Below are 16,576 nucleotides of genomic sequence, written 5' to 3' on the forward strand. Positions count from 1 at the left end.
CTTCTGCGCATGATGTTATCATAACACCGCTGGGACAGATGTCTCACTGTGCAATTTCATCCTCGTTCTGTAAAAAAACTGTCAACACATCATTCCAAAGCCCCTGAGACTTCAGGATGATCTCGTAAATTTCGCGCACCGCACCGCGTCCGCCCGAAGCGGCGGCAATGATTTGCACGGCATCGCGCACCTCGGGGACGGCGTCGCCCACGGCGCACGGCAACCCGACGCGGCGCAGGATCGGCAGATCGACAATATCGTCGCCGATATAGGCGATCTCCTCATCCAACAGCCCCGTCCGCTCCTTGATGTCCGCATAGGCGGCGCGTTTATCGAGACTTCCTTGATAAACGCGGTCGATATGCAGCTCCTGTGCACGGTTCGCAACGATGGAGGAGGCACGTCCCGTGATGACGGCAGTATTGATGCCCACCTTCCGTGCAAGCGAGATGATCAGCCCGTCACGTGCGAAAAACGGCTTATAGAGTTCGCTCCCATCCGGGGCGACGTAGATGCTCCCGTCCGTGAGCACGCCGTCCACATCGAGAATGACGAGCTTGATTTTTTTCGCCCGCCCAACGGCATCTTCTCGTATCGGCATCAGACGACCCCCTGCCTGAGGAGATCCGTCAAATGGACGATACCGACGGGCACGCCCGCCGCATCAACGACGGGCAGGACGGTGACGGGGCGCGGCTTATGCGCCTCCATCACATGCAGAGCAGCCGCCGCCATCTTATCCGGTGCGATCGTAAGCGGCGTTGCGAACATGATGTTCTGCACCTCCTCGTCGAGGAAGGTATAGTCCTTCGCAAGGGCGCGGCGGATGATGCCGTCGGTGACAAGACCGATGAATTTGCCGTTGGCGTCGACGACGGACGCTGCGCCGAGTCCCTTGTCCGTCATGACAAAGAGGGCGTCCTTCGCACTCGTATGATAGGAGACGACCGGGTTCTCGTCGCTCGTATGCATGACGTTCGCCACGGTGAGGAGAAGCCTGCGCCCGAGCGCGCCGCCCGGATGAAAGAGCGCGTAATCCTCCTTCTTAAAGTCGCGCGCCGCCATGAGCGCCATCGCGATGGCATCGCCCATCGCGAGCGTCGCGGTCGTCGAGCTCGTCGGCGCGAGTCCGAGGGGACAAGCCTCGCGTTCCACACCGATGTCAATGTAAAAATCCGCGCTGCGCCCGAGCTGGGACTGCCGCCGTCCGCACATAGCGATGATGCGCGCGCCGATGCGGTGAATGATGGAGAGAATATTGACGACCTCATTCGACTCGCCGCTGTTGGAGATGGCAATCACGATGTCGTCCGTCGTCACCATGCCGAGATCGCCGTGAAACGCCTCGGCTGGGTGCATGAAGAACGCGGGCGTCCCCGTGCTCGCGAGCGTCGCCGCGATCTTGCGCCCCACGTGCCCGGATTTGCCCATGCCTGTCACGACGACACGCGCCTTGCACTCTAGGATCGCGCGTACCGCCGCCTCAAATTCGTCGTCGATGCGCTCTTTGAGCCGCGCAACCGCCTGTGCCTCAAGGTCAAGCGTCTCGACGGCTTTTTCCTGTATCATGCTCGTATGCAAAGACATATCCCCCGCTCAGACTAATTTTTTACGCACGACTTCATAGATGGCAAGCGCGTCCTTCAGCAGATCCTCGAGCTTGTCGAGGTAGACCATGTTTGCACCGTCCGAAAGGGCTTCGGGCGGGTTGTCATGCACCTCGAGGAAAAGCCCGTCGACACCCGCGCCGACCGCAGCACGTACAAGGTACTCCACGAACTCGCGCTGCCCCGACGAGCTCGTCCCCGCACCGCCCGGCAGCTGTACGCTGTGCGTTCCGTCAAAGATGACGGGATAGCCGAAGCTGCGCATGATGGGGAACGAACGCATATCGACGACGAGGTTGTTGTATCCAAAGCTCGCCCCGCGCTCCGTGAGGAGAATCTTCTCGCTGCCGCTCTCATGGATTTTGTCGACGACGTTGCGCATATCGTTCGGCGAGAGAAACTGCCCCTTTTTCACGTTGACGATCGCGTTCGTCTGTGCCGCCGCATGGAGGAGATCCGTCTGACGCGAAAGGAACGCCGGGATCTGGAGGATGTCGACAACCTCCGCTGCAGGCCGTGCCTGATGCGTCTCGTGAATGTCGGTGACGACGGGGACGCCGAGCTCCTTTTTGATGGTCTTGAGGAGTTTCAACCCCTCCTTCAGCCCCGGACCGCGGAAACTGTGGAATGCGGAGCGGTTCGCCTTGTCAAAGGATGCCTTGAACACATAGGGGATGCCGAGACGATCGGTGATCTCCTTGATGCCGCGGCCGATCATGAGCGAGCGGTCAAGTCCCTCGAGGACACACGGCCCTGCGAGCAGAACAAGCGGCTCACCGCCGCCGATCTCAAAATTCGCCAGCTTCACTTTGTTCATCTTCATGGCTCCTTTCAATCTACAAGCAGTAGCACGGTATGTAGTTCTATTATAAAGAACTCTCGCGCCGCGGTCAATCGGCAGCGTGTCTCCGATACACTTCGTTGACCGCGGCGAGGTCTTCCTCGGTGTCGACGCCGATGAATACGGCGTCCGTTTCGACGACGCGGATGCGGTACCCGTTCTCGAGAGCGCGGAGCTGTTCGAGGGATTCGGACAGCTCGAGCGGCGTCTGTGCCATTCGCGCGTAGGCGAGCAGAAAGTCGCGGCGGTAGGCGTAGATGCCGATGTGCTTATAGACCTTTGCCCCCGGAACGCGCGCATACGGGATGCGGGCGCGTGAGAAATAGAGCGCGTTGCCGCTTTTATCCGTAATTACCTTGACGTTGTTCGGGTTCTCCTGCTCTTCTTCGTCCGTGATTTCAGTCTTTGCCGTTGCCATCGCGAGCCGGTCGTCCGCAAGGAACGGCTCGACAAGTGCATCGATCACAGACGGCTCGATCAGCGGCTCGTCCCCCTGCACGTTGATGATGAGGTCGTAGTCCGTCATCCGTGCCGCCACCTCGGCGAGCCGATCCGTCCCCGTCGCATGGTCGGCGCCCGTCATAACGGCATGCCCGCCGTGCGCCTCCACCACCGTGCGGATACGCTCGTCGTCGGTTGCGACGACAACGTCCTGCACGAAACGCGCCTGCAGAGCCCTCTCATAGACGCGGACGATCATCGGTTTGCCCGCAATCTCGCGCAGGGGCTTCCCGGGCAGACGCGTCGATGCGTAGCGCGCGGGGATGATGCAGAGGACCTTCACGATGCTTCACCTGATTTCATAAAACTACGGATTTACGACGGCATATTGCCGCCGCGCAGTTTTTCCGCGAGCTGGCGTTTGAGCTCTTGGAAAAACTCCTCCCGCCCCTTTTGGAGCGTGACCTCGACGGAGATGACATACATGGGAATGCGCCACTTTGCGCGAACCACGTCGCCCGGCACCTTCACCGCGTCTTTTTCCGTGATGACGATCGCCTCGACGCCAAGCGTTTCCGCGCGGTAGAGCACCTCCGCCATATCGCGCTCGCCGTAGTCGTGATGATCCGGATAGCGCATACTCTCGACCATCTCGATGCCAAGGTCGGCAAGGGTCTGTTCAAAGGAGGCGGGGTTTCCGATCGCAGAGACGGCAAGCACTTTCTTGCCTTCCATCTCGGTCACGGGCACGCCGCCCGCTGCGATATCCTCGTACCAGTCCGAGAGCCGCACAAATTGGCGCGGCTGATGGATACTCTCGAGGATGAGTCCGTCCTGGTTGTAGCTGCGGAACGTCTCCCAAATGTGCGCGATGGCGCCCGGCGCCGCCTGATCCACCTTCGTCATGAGGCAGACATCCGCGCGGTCGATATGCGAGAGCGGTTCGCGCAGCGTCCCGCGCGGCAGCAGGTAGCCGTTGCCAAAGACGTTGACGGCATCGACGAGCAGAATATCCATATCGCGCTCGAGCTGCCAGTGCTGATAGCCGTCGTCGAGGATGGCAACCTCCGCGCCGAAATGCTCGATGGCGTAGCGCCCCGTCACGGCGCGCTGCGCGCCGATGAGCACGGGAACGTTCGGCAGATGCTTTGCAAGCATGAACGCCTCGTCCCCCGCCGTCTCCGCGTCCATCTTCAGCGTATGTCCGTCGGAAACGATGCCGACCTCGCCGCGCCATTTGGCACGGTAGCCGCGGTTGAGAATCGCGACACGATAGCCCATATCGGAGATCTCACGCGCGAGATGCTGCGCGGTCGGCGTTTTGCCCGTGCCGCCGACGGTGACGTTGCCGAGGCTGATGACGTAGCAGCCGAGCCGCTCCTTCTTTGCCCAGCCCCACCGGTACATGGTGAGTTTGAGGTTGACCAGCTGCTCGTAGATGAGCGAGAACACATAGAACACGCCCATGATGAGCCTGCGCGAAATGCCGCGCACCTCTTTATCATGCACGAGATCGATGAAGTATGTCTGAAAGTTCGCGACCTTCTGCGTCGCGCGGACGCGATGCCCGACAATCCGCTCCTGCGCACGAATGGAGCGGCGCGATTCATAGGTTTCAAGCATCTCGACAAGAATGCGTGCAGATTTCTCCGACGCGCCTTTGTTCTCGTTGATGATGGCAAGGGTCTCCGCCTCGAGCCGCGCACGCTCCGCAGCGTCGCCAAAGAGACGCAGCGTTTCGCGCGTCAGCTCTTCACCGTTCGTTACGGTGACGACGGCATTGCGGTTGCGGAACAGCGCGTGAATGTCCTTGAAATTGAACATCTGATTGCCGACGATGATCGCCTTGCCATGCGCCGCGGGTTCCAGGATATTGTGCCCGCCGTGCGGGATGAGACTGCCGCCGATGTAGATGACATCGCCGAGTCCATAGACGCGCCCGAGCTCGCCCACCGTGTCGAGAATAACGATGTCCTCGCCGCGCGCGGCGTCTCCTTTTTGCAGCTCCTTGCGCGTCGTAACGGTAAAGCCCGCCTTGCGGCAAAGGTGCTCCACCTCCATGGTGCGCAGCACCTCGCGCGGCGCAATGATCAGGCGCACGCCCGGGTCTTTCTCGCGCACCGCCTTGAATGCGGCGAGGACAAGCTCCTCCTCCCCGCGATGGGTCGAGCCCGCGATCATGATCCGGCTTGCGCCCGAAAGTCCAAGTTCCTCGATGAGCGCGGCGCGCTCCTCCGCGCTGACGCTCGTATACGCCTGGTCGAATTTTGTATTGCCCGTCACCGTGACCAGCTCGCGCGGCGCGCCGAGACGCATGATATAGTCGGCGTCGATGGAGGACTGCATGGCAAAGCATTTCACCGTGCCGATCATCTCGCGCAGCATTCCAAAGAGGTATTTGTACTGCTTGACGCTGCGATCGCTGATGCGCCCGTTGACCATCATGACGGGTACGTCGAGCTGCTTCGCTTTTTTGAGGAAATTCGGCCAAAGCTCCGTCTCAACGGGCAGGAATACGCGCGGCCGGATGCGCCCCACAACGCGCGAGGCAAGGAAGGGCAGATCGAGCGGGAAGTAGATGATGGCGTCCGCGTCCTTGATGATGCGGTGCGCCATCTCGTAGCCGCCCGTCGTAACGACCGAGACGAGGATGGGGCTGTCCGGGAACACCTTGCGGAACTCGCGTACGAGCGGGCTCGTCGCGACGATCTCGCCGACGGACGCTGCATGCACCCATATCGCATTTTTCCCCGCGACCTTGTCGATGGTCTCCTGCGGGTAGAATCCAAAGCTCTGTTTGATGCGCTCGATAAACCCGCGCTCCCGTGTCGCACGCAACACGAAAATCGGTATGATGATGGTGACAATGAGGATCGCCGCTAGATTGTAGAGGAATCTCATACGTCGCCCCCCTGAAACTGAATGTCATAGAGATGCCGATAGAGCCCGCCCTTTGCGAGAAGCTCTTCGTGCGTCCCCTGCTCTACGATATGCCCCGCGTCGATGACATAAATGCGGTCGGCGTTGAATATAGTTGAAAGGCGGTGCGCGATGACAAAGCTCGTCCGCCCGACCATGAGCCGGTCGAGCGCCGCCTGCACGATCTTCTCGCTCTCCGTATCAAGCGCGGACGTCGCCTCATCGAGGATGAGGATGCGCGGATCCTTGAGGATCGCACGCGCGATCGCGATGCGCTGGCGCTGACCGCCCGAAATACTCACACCGCGTTCGCCAATCTGCGTATCGTAGCCGCGCTCGAGCTCCATGATGAAGTTGTGCGCGTTCGCAGCCCGTGCCGCCTCCTCGATCTCTGCATCTGTCGCATCGAGGCGGCCATAACGGATGTTCTCGCGAATCGTCGTTGAAAAGAGCATCGTCTCCTGCGGTACAAGCCCAATCTGCCCGCGCAGGGAAGCGAGCGTCACATCGCGGATATCGTGCCCGTCAATGAGAATCGTGCCGCTGTCGACCTCGTAAAACCGCGGAATGAGATTCGCGATGGTTGATTTGCCCGCGCCCGAGGGGCCGACAAAGGCGACCATTTCTCCCGGGGCGGCATCGAGCGTCACGCCGCTGAGCGCCGCGTGCCCCTCCTTGTAAGAAAACGTAACGTTCTCGAAGCGGACATGCCCCTCCACGGGCGGCAGGGGCTGCGCCCCCGGTTGATCCGTGATCGACTCTTTAAGATCCACAACGGAAAAGACGCGATCCACCGCAGCCATCGCCTTTTGAAGGTTGCCGTAGATGCGCGAGAGACGCTTTACGGGATTTGCAAGGTTCACTGCATAGGTAAGGAACGCGACGAACGCTCCCGCCGTGATGTCACCGTTGACAACCTCATAGCCGCCGAACCACACGATGAACGTCACGGCGATCGCCGCGAGAAACTCGACCGTTGGGGTCAGCATACTCGTCTGCTGGACGTTCTTCATCACGGCGTCAAAGTTGCGGTTGTTGCAGTTGACGAAGCGATCGATTTCATAGTCCTCGCGCACGAACGACTTGACCACGCGCGTTGCGGCAAAGCTCTCCTGCAGGAGCGCCGTGATTTCCGCGAGCCGTGCCTGAATAACGCCGCTTGACTTCTTAATCTTCCGCCCGAAGATCTTCATCGCCTGCCCGACCATCGGAATAACAACAAGCGTTAAGAGAGAGAGCTTCCAATCGAGATAGAACATGAGAACGAGCGATCCGACAAGGATACACCCCTCCGTCACCATATCGATGAGATTGTCCACAAGCGCCGCCTGTATCGCGGCAACGTCATTCGTGACATAGCTCATGATCTCGCCCGTCTGGTGGCGATCGTAGTACGCAAGCGGCATCCGCTGGAACTTGCGGAACATGACCTCGCGCACATCGATGATGACCTTCTGCCCGATGTAGGAGACAAGATAAGACTGCCCGAAGTAAAAAATCCCGCGCAGGAAGAAAATCACAACGATGCCCACGCAGATCGCGTTGAGCAGCGCCATATTCTTATCCGCGAGGACATCGTCGATCATGTCCTTGATGATCCAAGGGACGTATAGATTCGCCGACGAGGCAAGGATAATGCACAAGACGGCGAGTGCAAATTTCTTTGCATACGGCTGCATGTAGGCAAGCAGTCTCTTGTAATTCTTCATAGCTCTCCCGGTGAAAATAAAAATTTATGCGCGCCGCGCCAGAGCGATGATCTTCTCCGCGACACGGTGCGCAGCATGTTTTTCTCCAAGACACGCGACAGCGCGCGCAAGGCGCTCGGTCACATAGGAGCGATCCTCTCCGTCCCAGATGATACGCTCCATCTCCGCCGCGATGCGCCGCGGCTCGACGTCGCCCTGCAGGAGTTCGGTCTCAAAGGTCTCTCCAAGGAGGATGTTCGGCAGGGAAAACCGCTCCACATCGACGAGCAGACGCCCGACAATGTAGGACAGCATCGAGAGCCGATAGAGCACGACCGCAGGCAGCCCCATAATCGCCGCCTCCATCACGACCGTCCCCGACGTAGCCATCGCCGCGCGTGCAATGCCCATGAGCGCATAGCGCGCGTCACGGGCAAGCATCACGGGTACGGACGCCGCCGCAAGGTGCGCGGCAAGCCGCTCCTCGTCGACGCCCCCCGCAACAGGCAGAAAAAAACGCCGCGCAGGATCCGCCGCTGAGAGAATCTTCGCCGCGCCGAGCATCGCGGGGAGGAGCCGTTCGATCTCCTCACGGCGGCTGCCCGGCATGAGCAGGATGGGAACCTCGCCGTCCGCGATGCCGAAATGCCGGCGTGCCTCTTCGGGCGGCAGCTCCGCCCGTACCGTATCCACGAGAGGGTTGCCGACGAACGAGATGTTCGCCCCCGCCGCCTCATACGGCGCGAGCTCATGCGGGAAGATCGCCACGAGCTCGTCCGCGATCTTTGCGCAGTCCTTCGCGCGCCCCTTGCGCCACGCCCATGCAGAAGGGGGAATATAAGAAAAGACGGGGATGCCCCGCTCTTTTGCCCGCTTTGCGAGCCGCCAGTTAAAGTCCGGATAGTCGATGATGACGAGCACATCCGGACGCTCCTCCTCCATGAGCCGCGTGAGGTCGTCGAGGAGGGCAAGAATGCGGCGCAGATTCATCAGCACCGCCGAGATGCCCATGACGTTGTAGTCCGTATAGTTTTGGCGGAGCACAACGCCTGCCTCCGCCATCCGCGCCCCGCCGAAGCCGATGAGCGAAACCTCCGGATCGATCGCCCGCAGTTCCCGCGCGAGCGCCGCCCCGTGCAGGTCGCCCGAAGTCTCGCCCGCCGACAGCATGATCTTCACCGGCAAGACCTCCTTCTCTTAGAGCGCCGCGATCGTGATGCCGTTCGCCTCCGCAAGTGCAACGGCGCGTTCCTTGTCGATGAAGAGCGTTTTGCCCGCCTCGATCGCGAGCGCCGACGCCTTGACGGCAACAAGGGATTCGATGGTATCCAGCCCGACCGCGGGCACATCGAATCGGCTGTCCTGCTGCGGCTTTGCCGCCTTCGCGACGACGGCGCCGCTGCCCGCAAGCTGCCCGCCGCGGCGGATGCAGGCGTCCGTCCCCTCGATTGCCTCGAGCGCCATAACCGCCCTATCCTTCACAACGGCAGTCTGCCCGACGTCGAGACGCCCGATCTCACGTGCCATTTGGAGACCGAACTCCATATCGCGGCGCTCCACCTCGCTCGGTGCGCGGCTCGTGAGTGTCCCCTCCGCCGGCATGAGCGGACGAATGAGCGCCGTCTGATCGAGCGGCGTCACGCCGATCTTCATCAAGGCGCCGACGAACATCATCATGATGGTATCGTCGTTCTGATTCGGCAGCTGCATCAGCATCCCGCGCAGCATCTCGTCCGGCACGATCGCCCCGGTGAAGAGGAGTTCCTTCGTCACCTTGCCGATCATCGTGACCTTTTTGATCTCCTCCTGCTGCAAATACGCAAGGATGGAAGCGATCTGACCGATGCTGATCTCGCGATAGACATTTGCCGCATCCTTCAGCTCCGGATCCGTATCCGGCAGAAGCGCAACCGCATGCACCTCATAGCCGAGCGCACGCGCCGCACGTGCACACGCAGCAGGCAGATGTCCGACGCCTGCGAGCAGACCTATTTTTTCCATGAATCTCTCCCCTTACTCATCCTCGTGACGTTCCCGGCAGATGCCGCGCTCCGCGTTGCGGAGGAAGCGCAGGAGATGGTCGATCTCCTCGCAGGAATCCACCTCCTGCTCGATGACGGCGATCGCCTGCGTGAGGTTCAGCCCCGAGCGGTAGAGGATCTTGTACGCCTGCTTGATGCGGCGGCGCACATTGATGGGAATGCCCGCGCGCGAGATGCCGACGCTGTTGAGACCGACGGCACGTGCAGGATGTCCGTCCACCATCGTGAACGGCACGACGTCCTGCACGAGTTTTGACGTGCCGCCGATCATCGCGTTGCGCCCAATCTTCACAAACTGATGCACGCCCGCCATGCCGCCGATCACAACGCCATCCTCGACGATGGCATGTCCTGCGAGCATCGCCGCATTGCTCATGATGATGCGGTTGCCGAGGATGCAGTTATGCGCAATATGCGTATACGCCATGAGGAGGCAGTCGTCTCCGATGCGCGTCTCCTCTCCCTCGCCCGTCGCGCGGTGCACCGTCGCGCACTCGCGAATCGTCGTGCGGTCGCCGATGAACGTATAGCTCTTTTCGCCTTTGAATTTCAGATCCTGCGGCACTTCGCCGATGGAAGCGCCTTGAAAAATATGGCAGTCCCGGCCGATCTTCGTCCACTCTTTGATCACGGCGTGCGGTTCGATCTTCGTCCCCTCGCCGATCTCAACATGATCCGAGATGACCGCGTAGGGGCCGATCTCCACGTTCCGCGCGATGCGCGCCGTCGGCGCAACGACGGCGGTGTCATGGATATAGGCGATAACCTTGCTGCTGCCTGTCATCTATTTCAACTCCTTCAGCCCCGGCGTCTCCGCTAGGGCAGACATATTCCACTCTCTGCTATAATCCTGCGTGAGCATCGCATATTCACATCGAAAAATCCGCCGAAAACGGGCTTTTTCCTTTCTGAGCGTGGATTATGTCCTTTTATCCTGTATTTATGGCTCTTTTTTCAGATTTCATCCCCATTTTTCAGGGCAAATTTGAAATCTGCTGCCGCCACGAGTTCGTCGTTGACATAGGCATCCGCGTGCAGCACGCCGAACACGCCGCGCACGCGCACAAGCTCCGCCTTTGTCACCACCACGTCGCCGGGGACGACGGGGCGTTTGAATTTCACATTTTCCATCCCGCCAAAAAGCGCGATCTTGCCGCGGTGTTCGTCCGGATAGAGCATCGTGACGCCGCCGACCTGCGCCATTCCCTCAAGGAGCAGTACGCCCGGCATAATCGGGTGCCCGGGGAAATGACCGAGGAAGAACGGCTCGTTCATCGTCACGCACTTGATGCCCGTTGCCGATTTGAACGGAACCAGATCGACGATACGATCCACAAGCAGCATCGGCGGACGATGCGGCAGAATCTGCTGAATCTCATTGATGTCCAAAGTCATGCTAATTCCCCTTCTCTGCAATCTGCTTCGCCAGTGCCGTGTTGAGCGCGTGCCCCGACGCCACCGCTACGATATGCCCCCGGATGATGCCCGCCAAACGGATGTCTCCGATCACATCGAGAATCTTGTGGCGCACCAGCTCGTTCGGGAAGTGCAGCGGATTCAGCCACCCCTCGTCGTTATAGACAATGACCGTCTCGAGCGATCCGCCAAGTCCGAGGCCGTGCGCGCGCAGCGCCTCAATTTCCTTTTCATAGGCGATCGTCCGCGCCGGTGCGATCTCCCGCGCGTACGTCTCCGGCGTAACCTCCACGTCGAAATACTGCACGCCGATAAGCGGATGCTCGTTGAGCGACGTGAACGAGACGCGCAGCCCGTCGTACGGCAGCGCCATCACAAACCGGCTGCCGTCGTCCACACGATAGATGCGGTCAATGACCATCGTCCTGCGCTCCGCTGCCTGCTCCACCGTCCCGGTGTCCGCGATGAGGTTAAAAAAAGTGTGCGCACTGCCGTCCACGACGGGCGGTTCCTCCGCATCGAGCGTTATAAGGCAGTTATCGACCCCATGCACATGCAGTGCGCTCATCAAATGCTCGATCGTGAAGAATTTCAGCGCCCCCGCGCCAATCGTCGTTGCACGCAGCGTCGCCGTCACGTTTGCCGCAACGGCGGCGACGGGCGGCTCCTCCGGCAGATCCGAGCGTCCGAACAGGATGCCCGTCCCGGGCGGTGCCGGCGCGAGTTCCATATGAACCCGGCGTCCCGAATGTAGCCCGATGCCGTCATAGACCGCACGCGCCGCCAGCGTTCTTTCTTTTTGCAAGCGATCGCCTCCTGCGAATTCTGTCGCATTTCAATCCACGATACATGATACTAAAAATTTTGCGAACTTGCAAGAGATTTGACAGACGATATAACATCTGATAATATAAGGGCAAGCAAATCACATGCTTCCGGTACCGGGGATGTAATGGTCTCGACGGGGATGGGCGGTATGTGGACAGCGAGCCGGGGGGTCATCAACCCGTTAGTAAGGTGAAAACTTTTATTAAACATAAAAGCAAACGAAGACTACGCTCTGGCGGCTTAAGCCAGCCCCTTTCCGACCGTCTCCCGCACGGACGGAGCAAGGGGTCAAACGCGGGATACCCGGGAGCCATCGCACGATAACTCTCAGGGGAAATCAATCGTGATCGGCAGCGCATACCTTGTCTGCGGGGGATGCGTCGCCTAAATAAAAGCACAGACTGCGCTCGGAGAAGCCCATGTGACGTTATCTTCGGACAGGAGTTCGATTCTCCTCATCTCCACCAAATGAATACGACAAATCCCGCGCGGGGAATTTCTCCGGCGCGGGATTTTTTCATTGCCGTAATATATTCGGAGCATCGTGCTCCTGTATCCTTCAATGCGTCACAGCAGCACGCCTTTTAGAACCGATACGTATAGTTGAGCATATAGTTCACAGGCGTTGACCAATAAACCGAACCGGAGTGTCCGAGATTATCCTCCCGATCAAGCAGGTTGTCGATCAAGAGAGAGAGCTCACTGTGCTCATCCGGTCGGTAGGTTGTGTTCCACGATGTGAGAAGATAAGGTTTGCACGCGTAAGAATGCTCCTTGGAAGGGGTCTGCACACGGTCGGCGAGATACGAAGCCGAAAGCGCAGACGTCCATTTGCCGTGTGCATAGGAAATACCGCCCGTCAGCTGAATCTTGCCGAATTTCCGATCCCAGTAACTCTTGGACGCGTCTCCGGATTTCCTGCTCACGGGGTTCTGCCATGTCAGTCCCCAATTGTAGGTGAACCCATGCTTGCCTGTGATCGTATCTGACAGTTCAACCCCCGTATTGCGGAAGTCCTCGTTGACGTAGGTATAGACGGCTGACCCGGTCTTTTTATCAACCGATGCCGTAATATTGTCCTTGATACGCATATGGAACAGCGCCGCGCGCAGGCGGTGCGCCCCGTGATCCTTCTTCCAGCCGATCTCGTAATTGACGCCCGTCTGCGGTTTCAATCCCGGATTCGGCGTCGCGCGGTCATTCAAATTGTACATCTGTGAGAAGGTCGGCATCTTAAAGGATTGGGCGATGTTCAGATACAGACTGCTCTCTTTGTCCAGCTTGTGCAGGAACTGTCCTGCCATGCTGAAATTGCTGAAATTTGAACCGTTGCTTTCGCCTGTTGTCCACGTCTCGCGCATCCCGAAAACCCCCGTGTTGCGCTCGTCAAATTTCTGCGTCCACTGCGCAAACAGTCCCCAGTTATTACGTGCATAATGGAGCGTGTCCTTTTCCGCTGTCGAAATTGTTGCGAGTTTGCGATAGTCCTCGCGTGCGAGACTCATGCCGGCAATCAGACTTGATTTCTCGCCGAACTTCCAGTCATGCTGTGCGTCAACCCCATAGCTGCGGTTGCGCTCGCGGCTTTGATACCAGTTGGCAGACGTCTTTTGCGTGCCGGTCGTACGTCTGCCGGTGCGCTGACTGATGTAGGTCGGTCCATCGCCTTTGGATTCCGTCGTGTTGAAATACAGATCGACCTTCCAGTCATGCGCCTTATAATGCAGCTGCATCGTGTGCTGATCCGTCTCGTACATACGCGTATTGTATGGTTCTCCTGCTTTGATTCTTGCAGTGGGAAGCGTATAGTCAACACGATCGATAAATCGCTTATACCGCGCCTCGGTATTGTAATAGTGATACACCATATCCCACGAGGGACTGATGCGGTAGTTCAGCGCGAGATCCTCCTTCTTTACCTTATCGACATCGGTATGATTTTCGCCAAAGAGCAATTTGGTTCCGCTGTCGTTCGTCAATTTCAAATCGGACGCACTGATTCTGCCGACTTCCCCCCAGCGTTTTACGTGATAGCTGAGTCCAAAGCGCTCGTTGCCGACACTGACGCCATAAGCACGCTGCCCAAAATTACCCGCGCCAACGGTAACGGAATTTTCTCCGCCCTTTTTCGTAATGATATTGACGACGCCGCTCATCGCCTCGCTGCCGTAGAGAACGGAACCGCTTCCCTTAACGATCTCGATGCGCTCGATATTCTCCGCCGCCATTGCGTCGAGATTATATTTCCCGCGCCACGCAACGGGATTTCCGTTGACAAGAATGAGTGCATCTCCCTCTACGCCCCGGATATTGACCTCGTTCGTCATTGTCCCCATCGACGCGCCGCCGGGTCCAAAGGTTTTATAGGTCAGCCCGTTGACTTTGCTCAGCACATCGGCGGCACTTTTCGCCCCGCTCTGCGCGATCTCCTCGCGCGTGATTACCGTCGTTGACGCCGGCGTGTCGAGCTCTTTAGTTTCGACGCGCTGCGCGGTGACGATAACGTCATCCAGAGTATAAACAGGCATGACGTCTGCATCTTGTCCCCCCCCGGCGGATACAATTCCGTTCACGCCGGAAAGAATCGCGGTAATTACCGCTGTTTGCAGCAGTTGCTTTTTCAAAGTTTTTCCTCCTTTTTGGCGCTGTACACCATTTCAGCGCGATATTTATTCACATACCGCCCCGCATGGACACGGTGCTGCCGCATCCATGCAGATATGACGGCGATATGTTTAATTTTAGAACCGATATGTGTACGACAGGCGATAGTTCCGCGGAAGCGACCAGTATTCGTGCTGAATGATCGGATTCTCTCGATTGAGTATGTTATAGACGCCGAACGAGAGCGTCTGATCGGGCGTTACTTCATAGCTCATCGTGAGCTGTCCCTCGATGCGGTTGGGGATTTTGTGATCCGGTTTTCCTGATGCGGTTTTCCCGGTCAGTGTATAATATGCCCACTGCCGCCCTGCCGTAACATACCAGTCCGTACTGATGCGCAGCTTATCTTTGCGGTACAGGAGTCCTGCAAAATACTGTTGGTGCGCATCCGACTGTCTCCATTCCCCCTTCTCTCTTGCACGCGGATTTGCGTAGTATCCGCCGATTCGTGCCTGTAGATTTGGCGTAATCTGCTTGTGATACTCCAACTCGATGCCGATGTTTCGGAACTCGTCCCCATTTGTCTGTATATCAAATTTTTCATGAGTAACCGGGTCTTCCTCTACCGCCCAGACAAATTGATTTTTGACCGCCATGCGGAATACTGCGACCCTGAGCGATTCTTTATTGTCGCCAAACTTGACTCCCGTCTCGTAGTTCCACCCGACCTGCGGTTTCATCGGATACAGCTTGAATACGTTCCGCTTCGTGAACCAAGAGTTGACCGCCGGCATCTCGAACGATTTTCCGATATTGACATACCATGAGGCTTTTGGCGTGATTTTGTAAACCGTCTGGATCTGCGGGAGAAATACGTTCTGGCGCCGCTCATAGGTATTCTTCTTGACGATATGCTCGCGCATGCCAAGTGTTGCGGAGAACCGATTGCTGAGCCGCCGTGTGTAAGAGAAAAACGCGGCGTAGGAATCACGTTCCAAATGCGCTTCTGTTTTTACGTTATTCAGATAGTTTTCACGATGAAATTCAAGTCCGCCGACGAGACTGTCCTTGCCCTCACGAAAATTCCACGCCTTCTGGACTTCGAAATGATATGCGTTGGAATTGGTATCGGAGCTGGCATCCTTGGTCATGGGACGAACTTCCTGCCGTATCCACGCAAACTTGCTGTGCCACTGCCGATCGGCATCATCATAAGTCACGCCGACACGCTGCTGTCTATAGTGATACCGCCGTGACGCTTTGAGCTTTGACCAGTCGCGCAGGGCGGGTTGGTAATCGTACTCGTTCGTTGTGGAATCGGTATCGTTATAGGCATAGGTAGCGGTTAGTTTATCGGTAATACGCAGGCTGAGAAACGCACTGTCCTTTGTCCCGGCTTCGCGGCTCTTGCGTGTCGTGGTTGTTGTCGGCGTTTTGAAAAAAATGCGGCTCGTTTGGTGAACAGGCTTTCTGTAATCTCTGCGGTAGGAGAATATCACATGCTCATTCCCGACCATGACGCCATAGTTTTTATCATAGCTGCCGACAGCACCCGTAACGTGCCCCTGCACCTTCTTCCCCTCCGGCTTCTTCGTGATGATATTGATGACGCCGCCCATTGCCTCCGCACCGTAGAGAACCGATCCCGCCCCCTTCACGATTTCGATTTTCTCAATGGCATCCACGGGAATCGAGTTCAGCATAGAATTATAGTTCAGCAAATTCGCCGGAGTCCCGTCAATGAGCAAAAGGGTTCCTCGGTCAAGTCCTCGGACACTGAGACGCGAGAACATGCCGCCGTATTGCTCGCCGCCATGTCCATAGGCGCTTGAGTTCAGTCCCGGCACGCGTTCAAGCGCTTCGTATGCCGTAACGGCGCCGCTGTCTTTCAGCTGCTGCTCTGTAATTACAGTCGTCGTCGCGGGCGTGTCCAAATCTCTGGTCTCAACGCGCTGTGCGGTGACAACCACATCGTCAAGTGTATACTCATCGAGTTTCGAGGCATCTTGTTCTCCTCCTGCGGACACAACTCCATTTATACCGGAGAGAATCGCAGTGATGACAGCCGTCTGCAGCAGTTGTTTCTTCAAAACTGTTCCTCCTTAATTTTTCAATTGTTCTGGGCAACATATTATGCGAGCGTCTAACGGCACGCTGCTCCGTGCGGTTAGACGCTGTACGATGCATATG

13 protein-coding genes and 1 other RNA gene are annotated in these 16,576 nt (G+C 58.0%); 1 reads left to right on the forward strand and 13 read right to left on the reverse strand.

What is annotated here, in order from left to right; translation table 11 throughout:
• Window positions 1-43: 43 nt before the first annotated feature.
• The 11 genes from K341_RS0101550 to lpxC all read right to left on the reverse strand — a co-directional run bounded on the left by K341_RS0101550 (window position 44) and on the right by lpxC (window position 11,759).
• Window positions 44-601, reverse strand: a complete 558-nt coding sequence (locus K341_RS0101550) for a KdsC family phosphatase (protein ID WP_026761636.1) — start codon at window positions 599-601, stop codon at window positions 44-46.
• Window positions 601-1,587, reverse strand: coding sequence for a KpsF/GutQ family sugar-phosphate isomerase (locus K341_RS0101555; RefSeq protein WP_026761637.1), 987 nt, complete (start codon window positions 1,585-1,587; stop codon window positions 601-603). Before K341_RS0101555 ends, K341_RS0101550 begins: the two co-directional genes overlap by 1 nt.
• Window positions 1,588-1,596: 9 nt before the next feature.
• A complete protein-coding gene (kdsA, locus tag K341_RS0101560; RefSeq protein WP_026761638.1) occupies window positions 1,597-2,424 on the reverse strand; it encodes a 3-deoxy-8-phosphooctulonate synthase in 828 nt (275 codons plus the stop codon).
• A 73-nt stretch (window positions 2,425-2,497) separates the two neighbouring features.
• Window positions 2,498-3,232, reverse strand: a complete 735-nt coding sequence (kdsB, locus tag K341_RS0101565) for a 3-deoxy-manno-octulosonate cytidylyltransferase (protein WP_026761639.1) — start codon at window positions 3,230-3,232, stop codon at window positions 2,498-2,500.
• A gap of 32 nt (window positions 3,233-3,264) precedes the next feature.
• Complete coding sequence (lpxK, locus tag K341_RS0101570) at window positions 3,265-5,790, reverse strand: tetraacyldisaccharide 4'-kinase (RefSeq protein ID WP_026761640.1); 2,526 nt, start codon at window positions 5,788-5,790, stop codon at window positions 3,265-3,267.
• The gene (gene msbA / locus K341_RS0101575; protein ID WP_026761641.1) at window positions 5,787-7,517 is read right to left on the reverse strand and encodes a lipid A export permease/ATP-binding protein MsbA; all 1,731 of its coding nucleotides are present in this window, start codon (window positions 7,515-7,517) and stop codon (window positions 5,787-5,789) included. Before msbA ends, lpxK begins: the two co-directional genes overlap by 4 nt.
• Window positions 7,518-7,541: 24 nt before the next feature.
• Complete coding sequence (lpxB, locus tag K341_RS0101580; protein ID WP_026761642.1) at window positions 7,542-8,675, reverse strand: lipid-A-disaccharide synthase; 1,134 nt, start codon at window positions 8,673-8,675, stop codon at window positions 7,542-7,544.
• An 18-nt stretch (window positions 8,676-8,693) separates the two neighbouring features.
• Window positions 8,694-9,497, reverse strand: a complete 804-nt coding sequence (locus K341_RS0101585) for an LpxI family protein (protein WP_026761643.1) — start codon at window positions 9,495-9,497, stop codon at window positions 8,694-8,696.
• A 12-nt stretch (window positions 9,498-9,509) separates the two neighbouring features.
• Window positions 9,510-10,322: an acyl-ACP--UDP-N-acetylglucosamine O-acyltransferase gene (lpxA, locus tag K341_RS0101590; protein ID WP_009349740.1), complete on the reverse strand. Its 813-nt coding sequence runs from the start codon at window positions 10,320-10,322 to the stop codon at window positions 9,510-9,512.
• Between the two features lie 170 nt (window positions 10,323-10,492).
• The gene (gene fabZ / locus K341_RS0101595) at window positions 10,493-10,933 is read right to left on the reverse strand and encodes a 3-hydroxyacyl-ACP dehydratase FabZ (protein WP_026761644.1); all 441 of its coding nucleotides are present in this window, start codon (window positions 10,931-10,933) and stop codon (window positions 10,493-10,495) included.
• A gap of 1 nt (window position 10,934) precedes the next feature.
• Window positions 10,935-11,759: a UDP-3-O-acyl-N-acetylglucosamine deacetylase gene (gene lpxC / locus K341_RS0101600; protein ID WP_026761645.1), complete on the reverse strand. Its 825-nt coding sequence runs from the start codon at window positions 11,757-11,759 to the stop codon at window positions 10,935-10,937.
• A 138-nt stretch (window positions 11,760-11,897) separates the two neighbouring features.
• On the opposite strand from lpxC, the gene ssrA reads away from it, so the two are divergent.
• Window positions 11,898-12,249: a transfer-messenger RNA gene (ssrA, locus tag K341_RS12195) on the forward strand.
• 117 nt (window positions 12,250-12,366) lie between these two features.
• On the opposite strand, the gene K341_RS0101605 is transcribed toward ssrA, so the two are convergent.
• Together K341_RS0101605 and K341_RS0101610 are read right to left on the reverse strand one after the other, a co-directional pair.
• The gene (locus K341_RS0101605; RefSeq protein ID WP_026761646.1) at window positions 12,367-14,406 is read right to left on the reverse strand and encodes a TonB-dependent receptor plug domain-containing protein; all 2,040 of its coding nucleotides are present in this window, start codon (window positions 14,404-14,406) and stop codon (window positions 12,367-12,369) included.
• A 117-nt stretch (window positions 14,407-14,523) separates the two neighbouring features.
• Window positions 14,524-16,476 (reverse strand): TonB-dependent receptor plug domain-containing protein, encoded by a 1,953-nt coding sequence (locus K341_RS0101610; protein ID WP_026761647.1) that lies wholly within the window; start codon window positions 16,474-16,476, stop codon window positions 14,524-14,526.
• Window positions 16,477-16,576 lie beyond the last annotated feature (100 nt).

The sequence above is a fragment of the Centipeda artemidis DSM 19719 genome, assembly GCF_000426665.1.
In the GTDB taxonomy this organism is placed as follows: Bacteria; Bacillota; Negativicutes; order Selenomonadales; family Selenomonadaceae; genus Centipeda; species Centipeda artemidis.

Coding starts and splice junctions, on each gene's coding strand:
- K341_RS0101550 (WP_026761636.1), bottom strand. CDS start 601: ATGCCGATACGAGAAGATGCCGTTGGGCGGGCGAAAAAAATCAAGCTC.
- K341_RS0101555 (WP_026761637.1), bottom strand. CDS start 1,587: ATGTCTTTGCATACGAGCATGATACAGGAAAAAGCCGTCGAGACGCTT.
- kdsA (WP_026761638.1), bottom strand. CDS start 2,424: ATGAACAAAGTGAAGCTGGCGAATTTTGAGATCGGCGGCGGTGAGCCG.
- lpxK (WP_026761640.1), bottom strand. CDS start 5,790: ATGAGATTCCTCTACAATCTAGCGGCGATCCTCATTGTCACCATCATC.
- msbA (WP_026761641.1), bottom strand. CDS start 7,517: ATGAAGAATTACAAGAGACTGCTTGCCTACATGCAGCCGTATGCAAAG.
- K341_RS0101585 (WP_026761643.1), bottom strand. CDS start 9,497: ATGGAAAAAATAGGTCTGCTCGCAGGCGTCGGACATCTGCCTGCTGCG.
- lpxA (WP_009349740.1), bottom strand. CDS start 10,322: ATGACAGGCAGCAGCAAGGTTATCGCCTATATCCATGACACCGCCGTC.
- fabZ (WP_026761644.1), bottom strand. CDS start 10,933: ATGACTTTGGACATCAATGAGATTCAGCAGATTCTGCCGCATCGTCCG.